This window comes from Pseudomonas entomophila (genome assembly GCF_029193575.1).
GTDB classification, from domain to species: Bacteria; Pseudomonadota; Gammaproteobacteria; order Pseudomonadales; family Pseudomonadaceae; genus Aquipseudomonas; species Aquipseudomonas entomophila_G.
In genome coordinates this window covers 118,074-141,048 of the sequence record NZ_JARGCS010000010.1, presented here as the reverse complement: position 1 = coordinate 141,048, position 22,975 = coordinate 118,074, and the positions used below count along the sequence as shown (strand labels likewise).

At 67.6% G+C, this 22,975-nt stretch carries 26 protein-coding genes and 1 riboswitch; of the genes, 21 read left to right on the top strand and 5 right to left on the bottom strand.

Going from position 1 to position 22,975, the window contains the following annotated elements; genetic code table 11:
* Positions 1–46 precede the first annotated feature (46 nt).
* The 5 genes from P0Y43_RS04500 (at position 47) to P0Y43_RS04480 (ending at position 4,517) form a co-directional block, all read left to right on the top strand.
* Positions 47–1,102, top strand: coding sequence for a DUF2066 domain-containing protein (locus P0Y43_RS04500; RefSeq protein WP_275636103.1), 1,056 nt, complete (start codon positions 47–49; stop codon positions 1,100–1,102).
* A gap of 12 nt (positions 1,103–1,114) precedes the next feature.
* Positions 1,115–2,188 (top strand): AI-2E family transporter, encoded by a 1,074-nt coding sequence (locus P0Y43_RS04495; protein WP_275636102.1) that lies wholly within the window; start codon positions 1,115–1,117, stop codon positions 2,186–2,188.
* Between the two features lie 178 nt (positions 2,189–2,366).
* Entirely contained in the window at positions 2,367–3,071 is a 705-nt protein-coding gene (gene hda, locus P0Y43_RS04490) for a DnaA regulatory inactivator Hda (protein WP_275636101.1), read from the top strand.
* A gap of 127 nt (positions 3,072–3,198) precedes the next feature.
* Complete coding sequence (locus P0Y43_RS04485) at positions 3,199–3,837, top strand: C40 family peptidase (protein ID WP_275636100.1); 639 nt, start codon at positions 3,199–3,201, stop codon at positions 3,835–3,837.
* Between the two features lie 143 nt (positions 3,838–3,980).
* On the top strand, positions 3,981–4,517 hold the full coding sequence (locus tag P0Y43_RS04480; RefSeq protein WP_275636099.1) for a C40 family peptidase: 537 nt from the start codon (positions 3,981–3,983) through the stop codon (positions 4,515–4,517).
* A gap of 58 nt (positions 4,518–4,575) precedes the next feature.
* Here P0Y43_RS04480 and P0Y43_RS04475 read toward each other — a convergent pair whose 3' ends face one another.
* On the bottom strand, positions 4,576–5,892 hold the full coding sequence (locus P0Y43_RS04475) for a PQQ-dependent sugar dehydrogenase (RefSeq protein ID WP_275636098.1): 1,317 nt from the start codon (positions 5,890–5,892) through the stop codon (positions 4,576–4,578).
* Between the two features lie 73 nt (positions 5,893–5,965).
* Positions 5,966–6,544 (bottom strand): hypothetical protein, encoded by a 579-nt coding sequence (locus tag P0Y43_RS04470; RefSeq protein WP_275636097.1) that lies wholly within the window; start codon positions 6,542–6,544, stop codon positions 5,966–5,968.
* Between the two features lie 227 nt (positions 6,545–6,771).
* Positions 6,772–6,990: riboswitch (cobalamin riboswitch) on the top strand.
* Positions 6,991–7,137: 147 nt separating this feature from the next.
* Between P0Y43_RS04470 and cobO the strand changes: the two genes are divergently transcribed.
* The 15 genes from cobO (at position 7,138) to P0Y43_RS04395 (ending at position 19,613) form a co-directional block, all read left to right on the top strand.
* Complete coding sequence (gene cobO, locus P0Y43_RS04465) at positions 7,138–7,749, top strand: cob(I)yrinic acid a,c-diamide adenosyltransferase (RefSeq protein WP_275636096.1); 612 nt, start codon at positions 7,138–7,140, stop codon at positions 7,747–7,749.
* Positions 7,746–9,041, top strand: a complete 1,296-nt coding sequence (locus tag P0Y43_RS04460; protein WP_275636095.1) for a cobyrinate a,c-diamide synthase — start codon at positions 7,746–7,748, stop codon at positions 9,039–9,041. Before cobO ends, P0Y43_RS04460 begins: the two co-directional genes overlap by 4 nt.
* Complete coding sequence (gene bluB / locus P0Y43_RS04455) at positions 9,038–9,688, top strand: 5,6-dimethylbenzimidazole synthase (RefSeq protein WP_275636094.1); 651 nt, start codon at positions 9,038–9,040, stop codon at positions 9,686–9,688. The genes P0Y43_RS04460 and bluB overlap by 4 nt, the downstream gene beginning before the upstream one ends.
* On the top strand, positions 9,685–10,593 hold the full coding sequence (cbiB, locus tag P0Y43_RS04450; protein ID WP_275636093.1) for an adenosylcobinamide-phosphate synthase CbiB: 909 nt from the start codon (positions 9,685–9,687) through the stop codon (positions 10,591–10,593). Before bluB ends, cbiB begins: the two co-directional genes overlap by 4 nt.
* Positions 10,586–11,578, top strand: a complete 993-nt coding sequence (cobD, locus tag P0Y43_RS04445) for a threonine-phosphate decarboxylase CobD (RefSeq protein ID WP_275636092.1) — start codon at positions 10,586–10,588, stop codon at positions 11,576–11,578. The genes cbiB and cobD overlap by 8 nt, the downstream gene beginning before the upstream one ends.
* Positions 11,575–13,029, top strand: coding sequence for a cobyric acid synthase (locus tag P0Y43_RS04440; RefSeq protein ID WP_275636091.1), 1,455 nt, complete (start codon positions 11,575–11,577; stop codon positions 13,027–13,029). Before cobD ends, P0Y43_RS04440 begins: the two co-directional genes overlap by 4 nt.
* A 1-nt stretch (position 13,030) precedes the next feature.
* Positions 13,031–13,552, top strand: a complete 522-nt coding sequence (cobU, locus tag P0Y43_RS04435; RefSeq protein WP_275636090.1) for a bifunctional adenosylcobinamide kinase/adenosylcobinamide-phosphate guanylyltransferase — start codon at positions 13,031–13,033, stop codon at positions 13,550–13,552.
* Positions 13,549–14,604 (top strand): nicotinate-nucleotide--dimethylbenzimidazole phosphoribosyltransferase, encoded by a 1,056-nt coding sequence (gene cobT / locus P0Y43_RS04430; RefSeq protein WP_275636089.1) that lies wholly within the window; start codon positions 13,549–13,551, stop codon positions 14,602–14,604. The genes cobU and cobT overlap by 4 nt, the downstream gene beginning before the upstream one ends.
* Positions 14,601–15,170 carry an alpha-ribazole phosphatase family protein gene (gene cobC, locus P0Y43_RS04425; RefSeq protein WP_275636088.1) on the top strand — a complete coding sequence of 190 codons (570 nt, stop codon included), beginning with the start codon at positions 14,601–14,603 and terminating at the stop codon, positions 15,168–15,170. The genes cobT and cobC overlap by 4 nt, the downstream gene beginning before the upstream one ends.
* Positions 15,171–15,896: an adenosylcobinamide-GDP ribazoletransferase gene (locus P0Y43_RS04420; protein WP_275636087.1), complete on the top strand. Its 726-nt coding sequence runs from the start codon at positions 15,171–15,173 to the stop codon at positions 15,894–15,896. It begins immediately after the preceding gene.
* 108 nt (positions 15,897–16,004) lie between these two features.
* Positions 16,005–17,183, top strand: a complete 1,179-nt coding sequence (locus P0Y43_RS04415; protein WP_275636086.1) for a glycoside hydrolase family 5 protein — start codon at positions 16,005–16,007, stop codon at positions 17,181–17,183.
* Positions 17,184–17,226: 43 nt separating this feature from the next.
* Complete coding sequence (locus P0Y43_RS04410) at positions 17,227–17,631, top strand: MarR family winged helix-turn-helix transcriptional regulator (RefSeq protein ID WP_275636085.1); 405 nt, start codon at positions 17,227–17,229, stop codon at positions 17,629–17,631.
* A 62-nt stretch (positions 17,632–17,693) separates the two neighbouring features.
* Positions 17,694–18,896 (top strand): MFS transporter, encoded by a 1,203-nt coding sequence (locus P0Y43_RS04405; protein ID WP_275636084.1) that lies wholly within the window; start codon positions 17,694–17,696, stop codon positions 18,894–18,896.
* Entirely contained in the window at positions 18,893–19,015 is a 123-nt protein-coding gene (locus P0Y43_RS04400) for a hypothetical protein (RefSeq protein WP_275636083.1), read from the top strand. The genes P0Y43_RS04405 and P0Y43_RS04400 overlap by 4 nt, the downstream gene beginning before the upstream one ends.
* A gap of 46 nt (positions 19,016–19,061) precedes the next feature.
* The gene (locus P0Y43_RS04395; RefSeq protein WP_275636082.1) at positions 19,062–19,613 is read left to right on the top strand and encodes a glutathione peroxidase; all 552 of its coding nucleotides are present in this window, start codon (positions 19,062–19,064) and stop codon (positions 19,611–19,613) included.
* A gap of 42 nt (positions 19,614–19,655) precedes the next feature.
* Here the strand turns inward: P0Y43_RS04395 and P0Y43_RS04390 are convergent, their stop codons facing one another.
* Complete coding sequence (locus P0Y43_RS04390) at positions 19,656–19,916, bottom strand: DUF2798 domain-containing protein (protein ID WP_275636081.1); 261 nt, start codon at positions 19,914–19,916, stop codon at positions 19,656–19,658.
* Between the two features lie 116 nt (positions 19,917–20,032).
* Here P0Y43_RS04390 and P0Y43_RS04385 point away from each other — a divergent pair, with 116 nt between their 5' ends.
* Positions 20,033–20,965 carry a LysR family transcriptional regulator gene (locus tag P0Y43_RS04385; protein ID WP_275636139.1) on the top strand — a complete coding sequence of 311 codons (933 nt, stop codon included), beginning with the start codon at positions 20,033–20,035 and terminating at the stop codon, positions 20,963–20,965.
* 43 nt (positions 20,966–21,008) lie between these two features.
* Here P0Y43_RS04385 and P0Y43_RS04380 read toward each other — a convergent pair whose 3' ends face one another.
* On the bottom strand, positions 21,009–22,271 hold the full coding sequence (locus tag P0Y43_RS04380; protein WP_275636080.1) for an OmpP1/FadL family transporter: 1,263 nt from the start codon (positions 22,269–22,271) through the stop codon (positions 21,009–21,011).
* A gap of 145 nt (positions 22,272–22,416) precedes the next feature.
* Positions 22,417–22,899 carry a hypothetical protein gene (locus P0Y43_RS04375; protein WP_275636079.1) on the bottom strand — a complete coding sequence of 161 codons (483 nt, stop codon included), beginning with the start codon at positions 22,897–22,899 and terminating at the stop codon, positions 22,417–22,419.
* Between the last annotated feature and the right edge of the window lie 76 nt (positions 22,900–22,975).

The following is a 22,975-nucleotide window of genomic DNA, read 5'->3' as shown; positions in this document are numbered from 1 at the left end:
CCGCTCGCAGCTCGCGACTCGTCGCTCATCTGGACAGGAATCCTCCATGCGTGCTCTCAATTACCTGGCAGTCGCCTGCCTGGGCCTGGTCGGGGCGGTGGCCCAGGCCGAAACCGTCTCCGGCCTGTATCAGGTTCGTGAACCCCTCGAAGGGCAGGGCGGCGAAGCCCGCACCCAGGCCACCAGCAAGGCCCTCGATACCCTGGTGCTGCGCTTGACCGGCGACCCCAAGGCGGCGCAGAACCCGGCCCTGGCAGCCCTGCGCAAGGACCCGCAGCAGCTCATCAATCAGGTTGGCACCGATGCCGGCCCGCCCGAAAGCGTGGTGGTGGAATTCGACCCCGGCAGCACCGAGCGCGCGCTGCGCCAGGCCGGGCTGGCCCTGTGGGGCAGCAACCGACCGTCGATCATCGGCTGGTGGCTGAACGACAGCGTCGAGGGCAGCAGCCTGGTCGGCGATGGCCAGGCCAGCGCCGATCCGCTGCGCCGCGCCGCGCAGCACCGTGGCCTGCCGCTGCGCCTGCCGCTGGGCGACTTGCAGGAGCAACTGGTGGCCAATGCCAAGCAACTGGAAGGCAACGACCCGGCGCCGCTGCGCGAGGCCTCCGAGCGCTACGGCGCCGATGCCCTGTTGGCGGTGCATGCCCACGAAGCCGATGGCAAGTGGCAGGGCAAGTGGCAGTTGTGGCTGGGTGAGCAGCGCGAGCAGGGCAGCGCCGAGGGCGCCGACCAGGCGGCCCTGGCCGATGCGGTGATGCTGGCCGTGAGCAGCCGCCTGGCGCCGCGCTACGTGACCCGCCCAGGGGCCAGCAGTGAGCTGCAGGTCCAGGTGCAGGGCATGAACCTGCAACGCTACGCCGAACTCAGCCGTGTGCTCGAACCTTATGGCCCGCGCTTGCAGATGGCTGACGGCGGCACCCTGACCTACGCGGTCACCGGCAACCGTGAGCAGTTGCGCGCGCAATTGGGCCTGGCCAAGTTGCAGGAACTGCCTGGCGAACCGGCCCCGCTCGCCCCTGCGCCTGAGGCCGCGCCGGGCCAAGCGGGCGCAGCTCAGGCCGCCGCGCCCAAGCCGTTCGACGGCCTGCGTTTTCGCTGGTAAGGAGTGCCACGCATGACCGATCTGCGCCGTTGGGTGTGGCTGGGCGTGGCCCTGCTGGTCGCCCTGCTGTTGTATTGCCTGCACAACATTCTCTCGCCGTTCCTGGTGGGCATCCTCCTGGCGTACCTGGCCGACCCGCTGGTCGATCGCCTGGAGCGCCTGGGCCTGTCGCGCACCTGGGGCGTGGTGGCGGTGTTCTCGCTGTTCACCCTGATCTTCCTGGCCTTGCTGCTGGTGCTGATCCCGATGCTGGCCAAGCAGTTGGTGCGCTTGTACGAGTTGGCGCCGCAGATGCTCGACTGGCTGCAGCACGTGGCGCTGCCGTGGGTGCAGGCGCGCCTTGGTCTGGCCGACGGCTTCTGGAAGTTCGACAAGATCAAGGCCGCCATCGGCGCGCACATGGGCCAGACCACCGATATCGTCGGCATCGTGCTGTCCCAGGCCACCGCCTCGAGCCTGGCGCTGTTGGCCTGGCTGGCCAACCTGGTGTTGATCCCGGTGGTGGGTTTCTACCTGCTGCGTGACTGGGACTTGATGATGGCCAAGCTGCGCAGCCTGCTGCCGCGCCAGCGCGAGGAGCAGGTGGTGGGCCTGGCCGGCGAGTGCCACGAAGTGCTGGGCGCCTTCGTGCGCGGGCAGTTGCTGGTGATGCTCGCCCTGGGCGTAATCTACGCCGCCGGGCTGATGCTGGTGGGGCTGGAGCTGGGGCTGTTGATCGGCTTGCTGGCCGGCCTGGCGGCGATCGTGCCGTACATGGGCTTCATCATTGGTATCGGCGCGGCGCTGGTGGCGGGGTTGTTCCAGTTCGGCGGCGAGTTGTACCCGATGCTGGGCATCGTCGCGGTGTTCATGGTCGGCCAGGCCCTCGAGGGCATGGTGCTGACACCGCTGCTGGTGGGCGATCGCATTGGCTTGCACCCGGTGGCGGTGATCTTCGCCATCCTCGCCGGCGGCGAGTTGTTCGGCTTCACCGGGGTGCTGCTGGCGTTGCCGGTGGCGGCGGTGATCATGGTGCTGCTGCGCCATGTGCACGACCTGTACAAGGAGTCGGACATGTACGGCGGGGATATCGACCCGCAGTTGTGAGCCGGGCGGTGTGACCCTGGCGGGCTTGGCCCGCGAGGGCGACACCACCAACCCCATGCAACCCATTGATTTTGCTAACGCTATTCCCCACCCCGATTGTGCCGCCCGCGCTGCGGGTATAGACTTTGCACACTGTTCTCCAAAGGCCCCCTCGTGGTCCTCGCGACCGTCAGCCAGCATGAAACCGATCCAGTTGCCCCTGGGTGTGCGCCTGCGCGATGACGCCACCTTCATCAACTACTATCCGGGCGCCAATGCCGCGGCATTGGGCTACGTCGAGCGGCTGTGCGAAGCCGACGCCGGCTGGACCGAGAGCCTCATCTACCTGTGGGGCAAGCAGGGCGTGGGCCGTTCCCACCTGTTGCAGGCCGCCACCCACCGTTTCCAGCAACGCGGCGAACCTGCCGTCTACCTGCCCCTGGCGCAATTGCTGGAGCGTGGCGTGGAGTTGCTGGACTACCTGGCCCAGTACGAGCTGGTGTGCATCGACGACCTGCACGTGATCGCCGGCAAACCCGACTGGGAAGAGTCGATGTTCCATCTGTTCAACCGCCTGCGCGACAGTGGCCGGCGCCTGTTGCTGGCGGCGTCCAGCTCGCCCCGTGAGCTGCCGATCAAACTGCCCGACCTCAAGTCGCGGCTGACCCTGGCGCTGGTCTTCCAGATGCGCGGGCTGTCCGACGAAGACAAGCTGCGCGCCCTGCAACTGCGCGCCTCGCGCCGTGGCCTGCACCTCACCGACGAAGTCGGCCACTTCATCCTCACCCGAGGCGCGCGCAGCATGAGCGCGTTGTTCGACCTGCTCGAACGCCTCGACCAGGCCTCGTTGCAGGCCCAGCGCAAGCTGACCATCCCGTTCCTGAAGGAAACCCTGGGTTGGTAACCCCCTGAAAACATTGGGCTAGAGCGGCAAAACGCAAAAGTCACATTTTTCTTAATAAAATTTGCAAATGGTCCTGATAGAAGGCATAGTTTCCCCCTTCTAAAGGATTACAGACACGGTCGTGCCCATGCTCAAGCGCTTCGCACCCCTCGTGCCCCTCGCACTCGTGACCCTGCTTTTTGGCTGCGCGGCCCAAGGCCCGGTTTCCCAGCCCCAGGATCACCCCTCGGTCACCGCACAGTCCGCGGTCAAGGCCAAGGCTTCGCCTTCCTCCGTGTTCGGTGAGGAAGACCTGGCCACCGAAGACGACCTTCAAGCCTTCTCCAGCTCCAGTAAGCCCTACCAGTTGCCTGTCCTGGCGGACAGCATCCTGGAGCGTGGCATGGCGCTGATCGGCACCCGCTACCGCTTCGGCGGCACCTCCGAGGCCTCTGGCTTCGACTGCAGCGGCTTCATCGGCTACCTGTTCCGCGAAGAGGCCGGCATGAACCTGCCGCGCTCGACCCGCGAGATGATCAACGTCGACGCTCCTACCGTGTCGCGCAACAAACTCAAGCCGGGCGACCTGCTGTTCTTCAGCACCAACGGCCGCGGCCGGGTCAGCCACGCCGGCATCTACCTGGGTGACAACCAGTTCATCCACTCCAGCAGCCGCCGCAGCGGTGGCGTGCGCATCGACAGCCTCGGTGACCGCTACTGGAGCAAGACCTTCATCGAGGCCAAGCGCGCCCTGGCCATGGCGCCGACCACGATCTCGCGCAATTGATTTGATATCAAAATGCTGTACCCTGCCACGGCGGCGTAGCTGAAAAAGCTCGCCGCCGTGCGCATTTACGAAAAGCGTCTAATCTAATTTCTCAACTCTTTTTCGGCTGAGGCCTGCTCGCCTCAGACAGGAAGGCCCGGCCCATGGCGATGATGACGCGCTTCGCACTCCTTTCCCTGGCGGCACTGCTCGCCGCCTGCTCCAGCCGCGCCCCGGCGCCGGCCCCCGTGGTCCAGCCACGGGTGACCTTCAGCGAACAGCCCGCTGCGTCTCCCGCCGCCTACGATGTGCTGTTCCGGGCCATTGGCCTGGTCGGCACGCCATATCGCTGGGGTGGCAACACGCCGGATTCCGGGTTCGATTGCAGTGGCCTGATCGGCTACGTGTACCGCGATGCGGCGGGCATCAGCCTGCCGCGCTCGACCCGCGAAATGATCGTGATGCGTGCGCCGAGCGTGGATATCCATTCGCTGCAGTCCGGCGACCTGGTGTTCTTCGCCACCAATGGCGGTGGGCAGGTCAGCCATGCCGGGATCTACGTCGGCGAAGGGCGCTTCGTGCATGCGCCGTCGACGGGTGGGACGGTGCGGCTGGACTACCTGAGCAACAGCTACTGGGCCAAGTCGTACCTGCAGGCCAAGCGCGTGTTGCAGGCGGGGCATCTGGCACAGAATCCCTGAAGGGGGCGCGGGCACTATCGCGGTCTTGCCCCGCGATAGAGCCCGCACAGGCACCTGGCTAGCGCGCCTTGCTCACCCGCCAGATCACATTCCCCACATCATCGGCCACCAGCAGGCCCCCCTGCTGGTCATTGATCACCCCGACCGGCCGCCCCATGGCCTTGTTGTCTTCATCCAGGAACCCGGTCAACAGGTCCACTGGCTTGCCCGCTGGTTTCCCCTCGGTGCTGAACGGCACGAAGATCACCTTGTAGCCACTGTGCGGCTTGCGGTTCCACGAACCATGCTGGCCGATGAACACGCCCTGCTCGAACGGCGGTGGCAGCACCCCCGGCCGGGCGAACTCCAGACCCAGCGACGCGGTGTGCGGGCCGACGGCGTAGTCCGGGGCGATGGCCGTGGCGACCTTGTCCGGGGCGGGTGGCGACACACGGGCGTCGACATGCTGGCCGTAGTAGCTGTAGGGCCAGCCATAGAAACCACCGTCCTTGACCGAGGTGATGTAGTCCGGCACCAGGTCGCTGCCGATCTCGTCACGCTCGTTCACCGCCGTCCACAGCGCGCCGCTGTGTGGCTCCCAGGCCAGGCCATTGGGGTTGCGCAGGCCAGTGGCGAACAGTCGCTGCCGTCCGCTGGCCGGGTCCACCTCCCAGATCGCGGCGCGACCTTCTTCCTGGTCCAGGCCGTTCTCGCCGACATTGCTGTTGGAGCCCACGGTGACGTACAGCTTACTGCCGTCGGGGCTGGCGATGACGTTCTTGGTCCAGTGGTGGTTCAGCGGCCCGCCCGGCAGGTCGACCACCTTCTGGCCTTGCTCGCGGATCTGCATCGTGCCCGGCTCGTAATGGAAGCGCAGCAGCTTGTCGGTGTCGGCGACATAGAAGTCCTTGCCCACCAGGGCCATGCCGAACGGCGAGTTGAGCCCCTCGATGAAGGTGGTGCGGATCTCCGCCACGCCATCATGGTCGCCATCGCGCAGCAGGGTGATGCGATTGGCGCTGGGCACGCCGGCGCCGGCGCGGGCCATGACCTTCTTCATCACCCAGCCGCGGAGGCCGCTGCTGTCCTCGGGCTTGGGCGGGGCATTGGTCTCGGCCACCAGCACGTCGCCATTGGGCAGCACATAGAGCCAGCGCGGGTGGTCGAGTTGGTCGGCGAAGGCCACCACCTGCGTGCCGCTGGCCGCCTTGGGCTTAGCGCCGTTAGGCCAGCCGATGGCGGGGGCGATGTTGACGGTGGGGATCAGCGTCTTGTTCGGTTCCGGCAGTTGCGGCGCGGGGCCGCTGCCGTCACTCACATCGAGGCGCGCGGACTCGCCGCAGGCGCCCAGGGCGCTCGCCAGGGCCAGCAACGCCGCAATACGTATCCTGTCCATGCTCGGGGTTCCTCGTCAGGTGGCCTATGGGTGAGAGCGGCCACCGCGTGAGGAGGTTCAACCCGGGCGATCGTCAGGCCTGCTTGAGCAGCAATGCCACCCCAGGGTGGTACTGGCCCAGCTCGTTGTGCAGCTTGCGGTAGGCGTAGGGGAAGTACCAGGCGATGGCGCAGGCGGTGTGTTTGTGCAGGTCGTCGACCAGGTCTTGCAACTCTTCGGGGCTGGCGTGCTGGCCGGCCTTCCATGGGCTGACGAACAGCGCCCCGGCCTTGAGCTGGCTGGGGTAGGCGACCTGGCGGGCGAGGCTGGCGGTTTCCGCCAGGGCCGAGGTCAGGTCCAGGCGGGCGATGCGCGGCCAGCGCTGGCTGGCGCGCAGGTGGATGGACTGCTCGGCGTCGGCGATGGACAAATCGCCACGGCCCTCGCGCTCGCCCTCGTCGCGCTGTTTCTTGCTCTGGTACTGCTGCAGCGCTACCAGCTCGCCCTGCCAGGCCGCTGCTGCAAGCAGGCCGATGTTGGCCGCCGTGCCGTGCCAGTAGGGCGCTTCGTTCTCACCGTGGACCTGCTGGAAGCGGTCGATGCAGTCTATCCAGCGTTCCAGGGCAGGGCGCAGGAACTCCAGGTGCGGGTTGTGGATGATCAAGCCTTGCATGCGGCGCTCTCCTTGTAATTGTGGTCGCGTACTGCCAGGTGATGGCTATGTGATATCACTGCTCGAATGCCGATACAAGCACTGCGCCCGGTGGGGAGGGGATTGCTCCGCGATACCGCCCGCCCAGGCACTACCGTTGGTCGGGAGGGGCCTGTCGCGGGGCGCGCCCGTGGCTGCGCAAGGACTGGCAGGCCGTTGTGAATTGACGCTCCGGGCCCAACCCTCTAACCTTCGCGCGTGTTTCAGGTGCCCTGTCAGCCTTGTCCTGGCAGGGTGAAACTGGGAAGCCGGTGAGCGCCAGCAAGGCGCGATTCCGGCGCTGCCCCCGCAACGGTAGGTGAGTCAACGCCGCGCAAGGCCACTGGGTGTCGACCCCGGGAAGGCGCGCGGTGCAGGGGCCGACCCCGCTCACGAGCCCGGAGACCGGCCTGTCACTGCCAACGGCATCACGGAGGGTGATGCGCGGTGCACCGTGGCGCCTGCCGCGGCTCCTGCGCGTTCGTTCTTCGCCTGCCTGCCCCATTTACCTGTCGTTGCCTGGCGCCCGCCCGTGTGTGCCGAGCCTGCGTGCCGACAGCCTGCGGAGAACCCTGATGAGCGAACCCACCGACCGCGACGAACGCCACCTGGCGCGCATGCTGCGCAAGAAGGCGATCATCCACGAGCGCATTGCCAACGCCCCCAACGAGTGCGGCCTCCTGCTGGTGCTCACCGGCAACGGCAAGGGCAAGAGCAGCTCGGCCTTCGGCATGCTCGCCCGGGCGTTGGGCCACGGCATGCAGTGTGGCGTGGTGCAGTTCATCAAGGGTCGCAACAGCACCGGTGAGGAGCTGTTCTTCCGGCGCTTCCCCGAGCAAGTGCGCTACCACGTGATGGGCGAGGGCTTCACCTGGGAAACCCAGGACCGCCAGCGTGACATCGCCGCCGCCGAGGCCGCCTGGGCGGTGTCGCGGCAATTGTTGCAGGACCCGTCGATCCAGTTCGTGGTGCTCGACGAGCTGAACATCGCCCTCAAACACGGCTACCTCGACCTCGACCAGGTGCTGTCCGACCTGCAAGCGCGCCCGCCGATGCAGCACGTGATCGTCACCGGCCGCGCGGCCAAGCCCGAGATGGTCGAGCTGGCCGACACCGTCACCGAGATGGGCATGCTCAAGCATGCGTTCCAGGCGGGCATCCGCGCGCAGAAGGGCGTCGAGCTGTGAGCCCAGCGCGCCAATGCCCGGCGGTGCTGATCGCCGCACCGGCCTCCGGCCAGGGCAAGACAACGGTCACCGCCGCCCTGGCGCGCCTGCACCGCAACCTCGGGCGCAAGGTGCGGGTGTTCAAGTGCGGGCCGGACTTCCTCGACCCGATGATCCTCGAACGCGCCAGCGGCGCGCCGGTGTACCAGCTGGACATGTGGATGATCGGCGAGCAGGAGAGCCGGCGCCTGCTGTGGGAGGCGGCCGCCGAGGCCGACCTGATCCTCATCGAAGGGGTGATGGGCCTGTTCGATGGCACGCCGTCCAGCGCCGACCTCGCGCGCCACTTCGGCGTACCGGTGCTGGCGGTGATCGACGGCACGGCCATGGCCCAGACCTTTGGCGCCCTGGCCCTGGGCCTGGCGCGCTACCAGCCCGACCTGCCGTTCGCCGGGGTGCTGGCCAATCGAGTCGGCAGCCTGCGCCATGCGCAGTTGCTCGAAGGCAGCCTGAGCGAAGGCCTGCGCTGGTACGGCGGGCTCTCCCGCGAGCGCGGCATCGAACTGCCCAGCCGCCACTTGGGCTTGGTGCAGGCCAGCGAGCTGAACGACCTGGACGCGCGCCTGGACGCCGCCGCCGAGGCCCTGGGCGCCAGCTGCGACGCCGCGCTGCCACCCGCGGTGCGTTTCGCCGCGCCGGACCTCGTGCCACCCGCGCCGTCACTGCGCGGTGTGCGCATTGGCGTGGCCCGCGACGAAGCCTTTGCCTTCCTCTATGGCGCCAACCTCGACCTGCTGCGTGCCCAGGGTGCGCAACTCACGTTCTTCTCACCCTTGCATGACCAAGCCTTGCCCGCCGTCGACAGCCTGTACCTACCGGGCGGCTACCCCGAGCTGCATCACCACGCCCTGGCCGCCAACGCAACGATGCGCGAGGCGATCCGCGCCCACCATGCCCAGGGTAAGCCGCTGCTGGCCGAATGCGGTGGCATGCTCTACCTGCTCGACGCCCTCACCGATGTGTCCGGCGAACGCGCCGAACTGCTCGGCCTGCTGCCGGGCGAGGCAGTGATGCAAAAGCGCCTGGCAGCCTTGGCCTTGCAGGCCGTGGAACTGCCCGAGGGCACCCTGCGCGGGCACACCTACCACCACTCCCTGACTACCACCGCGCTCGAGCCCATCGCCCGTGGCCTGAGCCCCAACGGTGGACGCGGCAACGAGGCGGTGTACCGGGTTGGCCGGCTGACGGCGTCCTACGTGCACTTCTATTTCCCTTCCCACCCCGAGGCGGCGGCGGCGCTGTTGCGACCATGAGCGACCAGGCTTTCAGCGACGACGAACGCGCGGCGGTGTACCGCGCCATCGGCGAACGCCGCGACATGCGCCACTTCAGCGGCGGGGAGGTGGCCCCCGAGCTGCTCGCGCGCCTGCTGGCTGCCGCGCACCAGGCGCCCAGCGTCGGTTTGATGCAGCCCTGGCGCTTCATCCGCATCACTCAACGCGCGTTGCGCGGGCGCATCCAGGCGCTGGTCGAGGAGGAGCGGGTGCGCACCGCCGAGGCGCTGGGCGAGCGCTCCGATGAATTCATGAAGCTCAAGGTCGAAGGCATCGACGCCTGCGCCGAGGTGCTGGTGGCGGCCTTGATGGACAACCGCGAGCCGCACCTGTTCGGCCGCCGCACCCTGCCGGAAATGGACCTGGCGTCGCTCGCCTGCGCCATCCAGAACTTCTGGCTGGCCGCCCGCGCCGAAGGGCTGGGGATGGGCTGGGTGTCGCTGTTCGACCCGCAGGCGCTGGCCGACCTGCTGCGCATGCCGGTGGGCGCCAAGCCTGTCGCGGTGCTGTGCCTGGGCCCGGTCGAGGCGTTCTACCCGGCGCCGATGCTGGTGCTGGAGGACTGGGCGCGGGAGAAACCCTTGAGCGAGATGCTCTACGAGAACCACTGGGGGGAGCGCCCATGAGCGTCGCCTTGCTGACAATGGCGGGCGTGGCGCTGGACGCCTTGCTCGGCGAGCCGCAACGGCGCCACCCGCTGGTGGCGTTCGGCAATTTCGCCACGCGTCTGGAGCAGCGCTTCAATGCCGGTGGCCGTGGCTGGCGCAGCCATGGCGTCAGCGCCTGGTGCCTGGCCGTGGTGCCGCTGACGCTGCTGGCGCTGATCCTCTCGTGGCTGCCGATGATCGGCTGGCTGGTGGAGGTGCTGGCGTTGTACTGCGCCTTGGGCATGCGCAGCCTCGGCGAGCACGTGCTGCCGGTGGCCGAGGCCTTGCGCCGGGGCGACCTGGAAGAGGCGCGACGGCGTGTCGGCTACCTGGTCAGCCGTGAAACCCGCGAACTGGATGAGCCCGCCGTGGCTCGCGCGGCCACCGAGTCGGTGCTGGAGAACGGCAGCGACGCGGTGTTCGCCGCGTTGTTCTGGTTCGTCGTGGCGGGTGCGCCGGGCGTGGTGCTGTACCGCCTGAGCAATACCCTGGATGCCATGTGGGGCTACCGCAACGAGCGCTTCGAGCGCTTCGGCTGGGCTGCGGCACGCATCGACGACCTGCTCAACTATATTCCGGCGCGGCTGGTCGCGCTGACCTACGCCGTGCTCGGCAAGACCCGCCTGGCCCTGGCCTGCTGGCGCAACCAGGCGCCGCTGTGGGACAGCCCCAACGCAGGCCCCGTGATGGCCTCCGGCGCGGGCGCCCTGGGTGTCGAACTGGGAGGGCCTGCGGTGTACCACGGCGAGTTGCACGAGCGCCCGCGCCTGGGCGAAGGCCCGGTGGCCGACGCCGATGCCATCGTGCGCGGCTGGAGCCTGGTGCAGCGCGGGGTATGGTTGTGGCTGTTGCTGATCTGCCTAGGGGCGTACATCAATGCTTGAGCATGGCGGTGGCCTGCTGCGCGCCATGCGCCAGTACGGCATCGCGCGTGAACGGTGGCTCGACCTGTCCAGTGGCATCGCGCCCTGGCCCTTCGAGATTCCGCCGATTCCCATGGACGCCTGGGCGCGGCTGCCCGAGACCGGGGATGGCTTGGAGCAGGCCGCCCGCACTTACTATGGCGTCGCCGACCTGCTGGCGGTGGCCGGCTCCCAGGCGGCGATCCAGGCGCTGCCGACGTTGCGTGCGCGGGGCCGGGTCGGGATATTGTCGCCGTGCTACGCCGAGCACCCGCATGCCTGGCAGCGCGCCGGGCATGCGTTGGTCGAACTGGCGGATGCACAGGTCGAAGACGCCCTCGACAGCCTCGATGCGCTGGTGCTGGTCAACCCCAATAACCCCACCGGCCGCCGCGTGCCGCGCGAGCGGCTGCTCGACTGGCATGCGCGCCTGGCTCGGCGCGGCGGCTGGCTGGTGGTGGACGAAGCGTTCATGGACAACACCCCTGGCCATAGCGTGCTCGATGCCGCAGGGCGCCCTGGGCTCATCGTGCTGCGCTCGTTCGGCAAGTTCTTCGGCCTGGCGGGCGTGCGCCTGGGGTTCGTGATGGCCGAGGGCGGTGTGTTGCAACGCCTGGACGACGCGCTCGGGCCATGGGGCGTCAGCGGCCCGACCCGGGTGCTGGGCCAGGCCTGTTTCGCCGACGTCGCCGCGCAGCAGGCGCAGATCGTGCGCTGCGCCGAGGCCAGCACACGCCTCGCGGCGCTGCTCGGGCAGGCCGGGCTCGCGCCCAGTGGCGGCTGCGACCTGTTCCAGTACGTGCGCGGCGAACGCGCCACCCAGCTGCACGATTTCCTCGCCCGGCGTGGCATCCTCGTGCGCCTGTTCAACTCACCGCCCGCCGTGCGCCTGGGCCTGCCGCCCAGCGCGGCGGACGAACAGCGCCTGGCCCAGGCCCTGGCGGACTACCAGGAGGAACCGGCATGACCACCCTCATGGTGCAAGGCACCACTTCCGATGCCGGCAAGAGCACGCTGGTCACCGCCCTGTGCCGCTGGCTGTTGCGCCAGGGCGTCGCCGTGGTGCCGTTCAAGCCGCAGAACATGGCGCTCAACAGCGCGGTGACCGCCGACGGCGGCGAGATTGGCCGCGCCCAGGCGGTGCAGGCGCAGGCCTGCCGCCTGGCGCCGCACACCGACATGAACCCGGTGCTGCTCAAGCCCAACAGCGACACCGGCGCCCAGGTCATCGTCCACGGCCGCGCGGTCACCAGCATGAACGCCGTCGCCTATCACGACTACAAGGCCATCGCCATGCAGGCCGTGCTGGCCTCGCACCAGCGCCTGAGCGCCGCCTACCCGGTGGTGATGGTCGAGGGCGCGGGCTCGCCGGCAGAGATCAACCTGCGCGCCGGCGACATCGCCAACATGGGCTTTGCCGAGGCGGTCGACTGCCCGGTGATCCTGGTGGCCGACATCAACCGTGGCGGGGTGTTCGCCCACCTGGTCGGCACCCTGGAGCTGCTGTCGCCGAGCGAACAGGCGCGGGTCAAGGGCTTCGTCATCAACCGCTTCCGCGGCGACATCGCCTTGTTGCAACCGGGCCTGGACTGGCTGGAGCAACGCACCGGCAAGCCGGTGCTGGGTGTGCTGCCCTACGTCACTGACCTGCACCTGGAGGCCGAGGACGCCATCGACGCGCGCCAGCCGACCAAGGGCGAGCGCCTGCTCAAGGTGATCGTCCCGGTGCTGCCGCGCATCAGCAACCACACCGACTTCGACCCCCTGCGCCTGCACCCGCAGGTGGACTTGCAGTTCATCGGCCCTGGGCAGACGATCCCGCCGGCCGACCTGATCATCCTGCCCGGTTCCAAGAGCGTGCGCGCCGACCTGGCGCAATTGCGCGCGCGGGGTTGGGGCCAGGCCATCGCCCGGCACCTGCGCTACGGCGGCAAGGTCATCGGCATCTGCGGCGGTCTGCAGATGCTGGGCCGTGAGGTGCACGATCCGCTCGGTCTGGAAGGCCCGGCCGGTTCCAGCCCAGGGCTGGGCTTGCTGGACTACGCCACCGTGCTGGAGGCCGACAAGCAGTTGCGCAACGTCGCCGGCACCCTTGACCTTGAGCAGTCCCCGGTGACGGGTTATGAAATCCACGCCGGCGTCACCCGTGGCCCGGCCCTGGAGCGCCCGGCGGTTCTGCTCGCCGATGGCCGCGCCGATGGCGCGATCAGCGCCGACGGGCAGGTGCTGGCCACCTACCTGCACGGCCTGTTCGAAGGCAGCCAGTCGTGTGCCGCGCTGCTGCGCTGGGCGGGGCTGGAAGAGGTGCAGGCCGTCGACTACGACGCCCTGCGTGAACGCGACATCGAGCGCCTCGCCGACCTGGTGGGAAAACACCTCGACACCGCGCGCCTGCTTCAACTCTGTGGAGTCGCCTGACATGCGTAACCTCATCCTCGGCGGCGCCCGCTCCGGCAAGAGCCGCCTGGCCGAGCAACTGGCCATGGCCAGCGGCCTGCCGGTCACCTACATCGCCACCAGCGAGCCGCTGGACGGCGAAATGAACGAGCGCGTGCGCCTGCACCGGGCGCGCCGGCCCGCCGACTGGGGGCTGATCGAAGAACCCCTGGCCCTGGCCGCCGTGCTGCGCGCCGAAGCCGCCGAAGGCCGCTGCCTGCTGGTGGATTGCCTGACCCTGTGGCTGACCAACCTGCTGATGCTCGAAGACGACGCGCGCCTGGCCGAGGAGCGCGATGCGCTGCTCGATGGCCTGGAGCAACTGCCAGGCACGCTGATTCTGGTCAGCAACGAAACCGGCCTGGGCGTGGTGCCCATGGGCGAGCTGACCCGGCGCTACGTCGACCAGGCCGGCTGGCTGCACCAGGCTGTCGCCGAACGCTGCCAGCGCGTGGCGCTGACCGTGGCCGGCCTTCCCCTCATGCTCAAAGGACCCGCTCTATGAACCAACCCTGGTGGCGCGACACCTGCCAACCCCTCTGCCGCGATGCCATGGAGCAGGCCCGCGCCCGTCAGCAGCAACTGACCAAGCCTGCCGGCTCCCTGGGCCAGCTGGAGGCCGTGGCGGTCACCCTGGCCGGGTTGCAGGGCCGTGAGCGGCCAAGCCTGGAGCGTGTGGCGATCAGTATTTTCGCGGGCGACCATGGCGTGGTGGAGGAGGGCATCTCCGCCTATCCGCAGGCCGTCACCGGGCAGATGCTGCGCAACTTCGTCGGTGGTGGCGCGGCGATCAGCGTGCTGGCGCGCGAGCTGCAAGCGACGCTGGAGGTGGTCGACCTGGGCACCATCGACCCTGAACTGCAACTCCCGGGCGTGCATCACCTGCGCCTGGGTGCTGGCACCGCCAATTTCACGCGCCAACCGGCCATGACCGAGGTGCAGTGGGAGGCGGCCTTGGCTGCTGGCCGCGCCAGTGCGCAGCGTGCGGCGGAGCAGGGCGCGCAGCTGTTCATCGGCGGCGAGATGGGTATCGGCAACACCACCGCCGCGGCCGCCTTGGCCAGCGCCTTGCTCGGCTGCCCGGCCAGCGCGCTGAGCGGCCCCGGCACCGGTCTGGACAGCGCCGGGGTGCGCCACAAGGTCGAGGTGATCGAACGCGCCCTGGCGCTGCATGGCCTGCGCGCCGATCAGCCCGCGCACGCCCTGGCCTGTGTCGGTGGTTTCGAAATCGCCGCCCTGGCCGGCGCCTACCTGGCCTGCGCCCAGCAGGGCATCGCGGTGCTGGTGGATGGCTTCATCTGCAGCGTCGCCGCGCTGGTGGCGGTGCGCCTCAACCCGGGGTGCCGGACCTGGCTGCTGTTCGCCCACCAGGGCGCCGAGCCCGGCCACCGCGCCCTGCTCGCCGCCCTGGAGGCCGAGCCGCTGCTGGCCCTCGGCTTGCGCCTGGGCGAGGGCAGTGGCGCGGCGCTGGCGGTGCCGCTGCTGCGCCTGGCCTGCGCCCTGCACGGGCAGATGGCGACCTTCGCCGAGGCCGCGGTGGCGGATCGCCCGGCATGATCCTCGACCTGTTGCGCCATGGCGAGACCGAGCGGGGGGGCGGCCTGCGCGGCAGCCTGGACGATGCCCTGACCGAACGCGGCTGGGCGCAGATGCGCGACGCCGTGGCCGGCGTGGGGCCGTGGGACGTGCTGGTCAGCTCGCCCTTGCAGCGTTGTGCGCGCTTCGCCGATGAGTTGGGCGCGCGCCTGGGCCTGGCGGTGCAACAAGAGTCCGGCGTGCGCGAGTTGCACTTCGGCGACTGGGAAGGGCGCAGCGCGGCGCAGATCATGGAGCACCAGGCCGATGAGCTCGGGCGCTTCTGGGCCGACCCCTACGCCTTCACCCCGCCCGCTGGCGAGCCGGTAGGCGTGTTCGCCGAGCGGGTGCTGGCGGCCATCGATGGCCTCGGGCGCGCGTATGCCGGCAAGCGCGTGCTGCTGGTCACCCACGGCGGCGTGATGCGCCTGCTGCTGGCTCGCGCCCGTGGCCTGCCGCGCGAGCAACTGCTGCAGGTCGAGGTCGGCCATGGCGCCTTGGTGCGCCTGGCGTTGCTGGCCGACGGCCAACTGCACGAGGTGTCGTGAATGCTGCCGTTCTGGATCGCCCTGCAATTTCTCAGCAGCCTGCCGGTGCGCCTGCCGGGCATGCCCGAGCCCCGGCAGATGGGGCGTTCGTTGCTGTACTACCCGGTGGTGGGCGTGTTGTTCGGCTTGCTGCTGTGGCTGGCCAGCAGCCTGCTGCACGGTACCGCTGCCCCGCTGCTGGCCGCGCTGCTGCTGACCCTGTGGGTGCTGCTCAGTGGCGCCCTGCACCTCGATGGGCTGGCCGACAGCGCCGATGCTTGGCTGGGCGGCTTCGGCGACCGCGAGCGTACCTTGCAGATCATGAAAGACCCGCGCAGCGGGCCGATCGCCGTGGTGACGCTGGCGCTGGTGCTGTTGCTGAAGTTCTGCGCGCTGTGGGTGCTGGTCGAGCGTGGCGTGGGCGTGGAGTTGCTGCTGGCCCCGGTGCTGGGGCGCGCCGCGTTGCTCGGCCTGTTCCTCGGCACGCCATACGTGCGTGCCGGCGGGCTGGGTGCGGCGCTGGCCGAGCATCTGCCGCGGCGGGCCGCGGGTGGGGTGTTGCTGGTTACCTTGGGCGCTTGCCTGTGGATCGGTGGCGCGCTCGTGTTGGTCCTGGCGCTGCTGGTGTTCTTCGGGCTGCGGCGCCTGATGTGCAAGCGGCTCGGGGGCACCACCGGTGACACGGCCGGGGCACTGCTTGAGTTGTTGGAGATGACCGTGGTAGTGGGGTTGGCGCTGTTGCGCTAAGGGTGGCGCCTCGACGAGCCGATACCCCTGGAAATCTCCCACATCAATCTCGGAAATATTTCGATCAAAGCCCCCGTAACCTAGGGCTCCCGTCAACGGAGCCCTTTCATGCGCCCTTGGATACTCGCCTTTCTCCTGGCCTTGCCGACCCTGCCTGCCCAGGCCGCCGACCTGATCGATTTCTGGGATACGCCGCGCCAGGGGGGTAACAGCTTCAACCGCCTGCCGCCCGAGCGGGCCTATTTCGAGGCGCTCGCGGGGTATGGCGCGACCTGGGTCCGCCTGTCCTACGACAAGTGGGCTTGCAGCGGGCGCGATTGCCTCATGGGCGATGCCGATGCCTACACGCAACTCGACCCCGCCGACCTGGCCCAGCTCATCCAGGTCCTCGACCGTGCCCATGCCGCGGGCCTGAAGGTGGTGATCGCGCCGCTGTCATTGCCCGGCATGCGCTGGGCGCAGAACAACGCCGGTCGCTTCGACGAGCGCCTGTGGCGCGACAAACGCTACTGGGCCCAGTCGGCAGCGTTCTGGCGCGACCTTGCGCAGGCCCTCAAGGACCACCCGGCCGTCGCCGCCTATAACCTGGTCAACGAGCCCGCCCCGGAAAAGGGCGCCGGCCTGGCCGAGCACGCCGACCCGCACACCATGCGCCAATGGTATGCCCAGCAGCGAGGCGGGCTGCGCGACCTGCCGGCCTTGTATCGACAGTTGCTGGCGGCGATTCGCGAGGTCGACCCCCTGACCCCGGTGATGCTCGACGCCGGCTGGTACGCCGCCGCCGACGCCTTCAGTTACTGGCCCGAGCCGTTGGCGGACGAGCGTGTGCTGTACAGCGTGCACATGTACGAACCCTACGCCGCCACCAGCGCGCCGAACCAGTCGCGCCAGCAGCCGTTCGCCTATCCGGGGGCGGTGCCCTTCGCCCGGCGCAGCGAGCAGTGGAATGCCATGCGTGTGGCTGATTACCTGGCGCAGCCGGTGAAATGGGTCGATGCCATGGGCCTGCCTCGCTCGCGCCTGGTGGTCGGCGAATTCGGCTGCATGCGCCGTTTGCCGGGGTGCCGGCAGTACTTGGAAGATGTGCTCACGGTGCTCGACCAGCACCGGTTGCATTGGGCGTTCTACAGCTTCCGCGAAGACAACTGGGATGGCATGGATTACGAACTGGGTTCAGCCAAGGCCCCTTGGGCCTATTGGCAAGCCATCGAAGCGGGTGCGCCTGACCCGCTGCCGCGTGGGGCGACCCCCGAGTTCGAGCCGATCCGGCGTCGCTTGCAGCCATAGAAACTTCTTGCAACATCCTAAGTGCGGGTATATACACGTATTCATGTTGACCAGCGAATGCATCTGCACCCATCTGCGTCGCGCCGCCCGTGGGGTGAGCCGGCATTACGACGAGGCCCTTGCCGGCTTCGGCATCAATGTCGCGCAGTATTCCCTGCTGCGCCATCTGCAGCGTCTCGACCAACCCACCATCACCCGCCTGGCCGAGGCCATGGGCCTGGACCGCAGCACCCTGGGCCGCAACCTGCGGGTGCTGGAGGCCGATGGCCTGGTGTGCCTGGGCGAAGGCAGCGACCAGCGCAATCGTGTGGTGCGCTTGACCGATGCCGGCGCACAGTGCGTGGCCGCTGCCTACCCTGCCTGGCAGCTCGCGCAGGACCAGTTGGTGGAGCGTCTGGGGCGGGAGCAGCGTGACGAGTTGGTGCGCCTGCTGGAGCGTCTGGCCTGAAGAATCACGATAAAAGCGGGTATATACCCGCATAACCTTGCGATGGCTCGGAGATAACCACAATGACTTCTGTTTGGCGAACCAGCGGCTGGGTGCTGCTTGGCGCGGCGCTGATCCTGGCCCTGTCGCTGGGTGTGCGACACGGCTTCGGCCTGTTCCTGGCGCCGATGAGCGCCGAATTCGGCTGGGGGCGTGAGGTGTTCGCCTTCGCCATCGCCTTGCAGAACCTGATCTGGGGCCTGGCCCAGCCGTTCGCCGGGGCCCTGGCCGACCGCTTGGGGGCCGCCAAGGTGGTGGTCGTTGGCGGTATTCTCTATACCGCCGGCCTGATCCTGATGGGCATGGCCGACTCGGCCTGGTCGCTGTCGCTGAGCGCGGGCCTGCTGATCGGCATCGGCCTCTCTGGCACCTCTTTCTCGGTGATTCTCGGCGTGGTCGGGCGCGCGGTGCCGGCGGAGAAGCGCAGCATGGCGATGGGCATCGCCAGCGCTGCCGGCTCGTTCGGCCAGTTCGCCATGCTCCCCGGCACCCTCGGCCTGATCCAGTGGCTGGGCTGGTCGGCGGCGCTGCTGGTGCTCGGCCTGCTGGTGGCGCTGATCGTGCCGTTCGTGGGCCTGCTGCGCGACCGCCCGTTGCCCAGCCACGGCAATGAGCAGACCCTCGGCCAGGCATTGCGCGAGGCGTGCTCGCACAGCGGTTTCTGGCTGCTGGCGCTGGGCTTCTTCGTCTGTGGCTTCCAGGTGGTGTTCATTGGCGTGCACCTGCCGGCCTATCTGGTCGACCAGCACCTGCCGGCGACCATCGGCACCACCGTGCTGGCGCTGGTCGGGCTGTTCAATATCGTCGGCACCTACACCGCGGGTTGGCTCGGCGGGCGGATGTCCAAGCCGCGCCTGCTGACGGCGTTGTACCTGTTGCGGGCGGTGGTCATCGTGCTGTTCCTCTGGGCGCCGGTGACCGCGTTCAGCGCCTACCTGTTCGGTATCGCCATGGGCCTGCTGTGGTTGTCCACCGTGCCGCTGACCAACGGCACCGTGGCCACGCTGTTCGGCGTGCGCAACCTGTCGATGCTCGGCGGTATCGTGTTCCTGTTCCACCAGTTGGGTGCCTTCCTCGGTGGTTGGCTGGGTGGCGTGGTATATGACCAGACCGGCAGCTACGACCTGGTGTGGCAGATCTCGATCCTGCTCAGCCTGTTGGCCGCCGCGCTCAACTGGCCGGTGCGCGAGCGCCCGGTTGCCCGTCTGCAGGCCAGCGCCGCATGAACCGCCACTTGGCCCACGGACTGCTGGCGGCGGGCGCGCTGCTGGTGCTGGCCCTGGCCTGGTGGGGTTGGCACCAGGGTGGTTTGGCGTTGATGCAGCTGGGCATGAGCGTTTGTTAGGCGCTACCCTGCAAGTTCAGGCTCTTTCTTGCAGGAGAAGCAGATCATGCTGACGCGCTGGCTTACCGTTCCCTTGTTGGCCCTGGCCGCCGCCACCTCGACTTCGGCCGCGGAGTGCCCGGCCCTGCTGCAAGGCAGCCTGCCGGAGTTGCGTGGCAAGGGGCAGGTCGACCTGTGCCAGCGCTTCGCCGGCAAGCCGCTGGTGGTGATCAACACCGCCAGCTATTGCGGCTTCGCCCCGCAGTTCGAGGGGTTGGAGGCGACCTACAAGGCGTACCATGAGCAGGGCCTTGAGATGCTCGGGGTGCCGTCCAACGACTTCAAGCAGGAAGATGCCGACGCCGAGAAGACCGCCAAGGTCTGCTACGCCAACTACGGCGTCACCTTCACCATGACCAAGACCCAGGCCGTGCGTGGCAAGGACGCGGTGCCGCTGTTCGTCGAACTGGCGCGCCAGAGCAGCGCGCCGAAGTGGAATTTCTACAAGTACGTGGTGGATCGCAAAGGCAAGGTGATCGGTAATTTTTCGAGCCTGACCAAGCCGGATGACCCGGCGTTCCGGGCTGCGATCGAGAAGGCGATTGCGTCGGGGCCGTGAAGCCTGTATCTCAGGTTTGCCGTACGGTGGGTTCGCGACGGCTTACCCCACCCGCACCGTCACCGCCACCAACCGCACCACCAGCGGTCGCACCATCAGCACGCAGACGAACGCCACTGGCATCGCCAGTTGGTACGCTTTGAGCACCTTGCCCAGGTAGTCCCCTTCCATGCCGCCATTGGCCGCAGTGATCACGAAGCACATCAGCAACGCCATGATTGCCGACATGTAGAACGCAAATACGTAAGGCGTGGTGGCGGGGTGCAATTTGCGCGGGTTGCGCGAAGTGGAAGCCTTGTTCATCGATAGCGCCTCGTTGATGAAAGGACGCGCAGGTTAACAATGCTTGGACGCAGCGCTGTAGACCATGGGAGGTGAGTTCTTTATAAATGGATTCTTACGAATCCAAAGGGCTCTCCATGGACCTGCTCAATGCCATACGCAGTTTCATCAAGGTCGTCGAGGCGGGCAGTATCGCTGCGGCCGCCCGGAGCCTGGGCCTTACTCCTGCCGCGGTGAGCCAGAACCTGGCACGCCTGGAAAGCCACCTGCAGGTGCGCCTGCTGTCGCGCACCACCCGTAGCATGGCCCTTACGCCCGCTGGCAGCCTTTACTACGAGCGGGTCAAGCATGTCGAGCGCGAACTGGTTCTGGCCGAGCAGGTGGTGACCACGCCCGACAGCGAGCCCCAGGGCCGCTTGTGCATCGCCGCTACCTCGGCATTCGGCCGGCATGTGCTTGCGCCTCTCATTCCCGCCTTCAGCGCACGCTACCCCTTGCTTTCGATAGAGTTGGTGACGACTGATCGTAAGGTGAACCATGCTCGAGAGGGTATTGACGTCAGCCTGCGTATCACCCCACAACTGCAGGACAACCTGATTGCCCGGCACATCGCGCGTATTCCGTTCATCTGCTGCGCCTCGCCTGGTTATCTTGCCGCTGCCGGGCACCCCGGAACCCCCGAGGCCCTGCGTGAGCACCGCTGCCTGGTGTTCCGTTACCCAGTGGATGGCCGTTTTCTTCGTTGGGGCTTCGTGCGTGACGGTCTGCGCTTCGAGGCGGAATTCGGTTCCGTGCTGATCAGCGACGACATCGATGCGTTGGCGCAGATGGCAGTGAATGACGGAGGGATCGCCCGCATGTCTGAGTTCATCGCCCGGCCGTACTTGGACAGCGGTCGCCTGGTACCGCTGTTCGAGCGGCGCGACGACGGCCAGGCCTACGCCCAGACCGAACCGATGGACGTCTACCTGTGCCTGACCGACCGCTTCGCCATGACCACCAAGGTGCGTGCGTTCATGGATTTCCTGCAGCAGGCCTTGGGCGACACCTGGCTGGTGCGCCAGGTATGAAAAAACCGCCACGAGGGCGGTTTTTTCATGCAGCGGGAACGGCTTAGAAGCGGTAGGTGAGCGAGGCACCGACGCCGTGGGCTCTGTTCTCGTACTTGGCCTGGTAGGTGCCCTTGGTCGAGCTGGCCAGGTTGACCTTGGTGTCTTCTTCCCAGAGGTAGGAGTAAGCCACGTCGATGGTCATGTCGTCGGTCGGGCTCCAGCCGGCACCGATGCTGAAGATCTTGCGATCGCCAGTAGGAATGCGCGGGGAGCGGTCGTGGTTGTTGGTCGGCGACTGGTCGACGGTGAAGCCGGTGCGCAGGGTCCACTCCTTGTTCACCTTGTAGGACGCGCCAATGGCGTGTGCCCAGGTGTCGTGCCAGTTCTGTTCTTCGGTGATGGTGCCGAACTGGCCGGCCAGCGGTGCAGGCACCTCGTTGGTGACGGTGATGTCCTTCAGGCGGCTCCAGCGGGTCCAGGTGCTGCCCGCGTACAGGGTCCACTGATCATCCAGTTCGTGGGTGACCGAGACGTCCACCGACTCCGGGGTCTTGATCTTCAGCTCGGCGTCGAACTTGCTGCCGCTGAACGGGCCGATCAGGGCGTTGTTGATCTTGGTCTTGCCTTCGAGCTTGTAGTCGACCATCGAGTGGTAGGTCAGGCCCACGCGGGTGCTGTCGGTGGCCTGGACCAGGATACCGATGTTGTAGCCGACCGCGGTGTCGTCACCCTTGATCTTCACTTCGCCATCGTTACGGCCTGGGGTGAACGGGTTGATGGTGTTCGAACCCAGCTCGCCCTTGATGCGGTTGATGGTCGGGCCGAAGCCGATCGACACCTTGTCGTTGAAGGCATAGCTGACGGTGGGCTGGAAGGTGACCACTTCGACGTGGCTCTTCTTGCCCCAGTAGCGTGCCGCGTCGCCGCTGCCATAGTCGGTCACCAGGCCGAACGGCACGTAGACGCCGAAGCCGACGCTCCAGTTGTCGTCCAATGGCTTGACGTAGTAGCCCATAGGCACGCCAACCACAGGAACCATGTCACCGTCGGTTTCACCCCCCAGGTTGCTGCCACGGCCCGAAATGTCGGTCTTGGCGATGACGGCGGCGCCGCCCACGGTGATTTGCTCGCGCTTGAGGCGCGACATGCCGGCAGGGTTGCCGTAAACGGTCGAGGCGTCATCGGCAGAGGAAGAACGACCCGCAAAACCTGTGCCCATGCCACTGACACTTTGTTCGTTGAGGGCGAAGCCGCTGGCGAACAGGTGGCTGGAAGCGAGCGCGATGGCTACGCCGAGAGAGGTTTTGAGCATTACTTTTTTCATTATTAGAAACTCCTTGGGATCTCCGAGGCGAAAAGCTACCAACAATTCACGCACTGCGCCATAGGCTGAAACCATGGAGATAGAGCGGTTTTGTAGGACAATCCGACCAAAATTCCCTTTTTTCCGGCTAGGTGTAGGAAGTGTCTCAGGAGGCCTGGGGTATTTTCTGAGCAACGCAGGCATACCAGGCTTGGGTGAAATCTCGCAGGCGACCCTGCGGATGGAAGGTCTGTCGCCAGATACGCGCCTGGCCCAGCAGATCGTCGGCAGCGGGCAGGCTAGTGGCTTGCTCCTCGATGAGCATCCAGGCGATAGCGGTGGCGTAGCGTAAGTTGACGGTCAGCTCCAGGTGCGGGCCGCCGAGGAAGGCGTGCTGGCTGGCCAGGCCGCGCACCAAGCTGGCCAGCTCGGGGTCGCGGGCGAGGAAGTCGTCCCACAGCAACTGATGACGGGTTTCGCCGATGCGATAAAGGCCATGCCCGCGCCGGTCGTGCAGGGCCGCGCCCAACGCTGACTGGCTGGCTGCGACGCCCAGCAGCAAGGCCTCGGCGCTTGCACAGTGGCGGCCCAGGTAGACCAGGGTGGGACGGATGACGTATTGACTCAACTCGTTCGCAGCGATGCCCATGATGCCCTCGAACAGATCAGGGGCCGACGGGCGCTGGAGCTTGGCAGCTGGTGAGTGTTCAGGCCCGCCGGAAGCG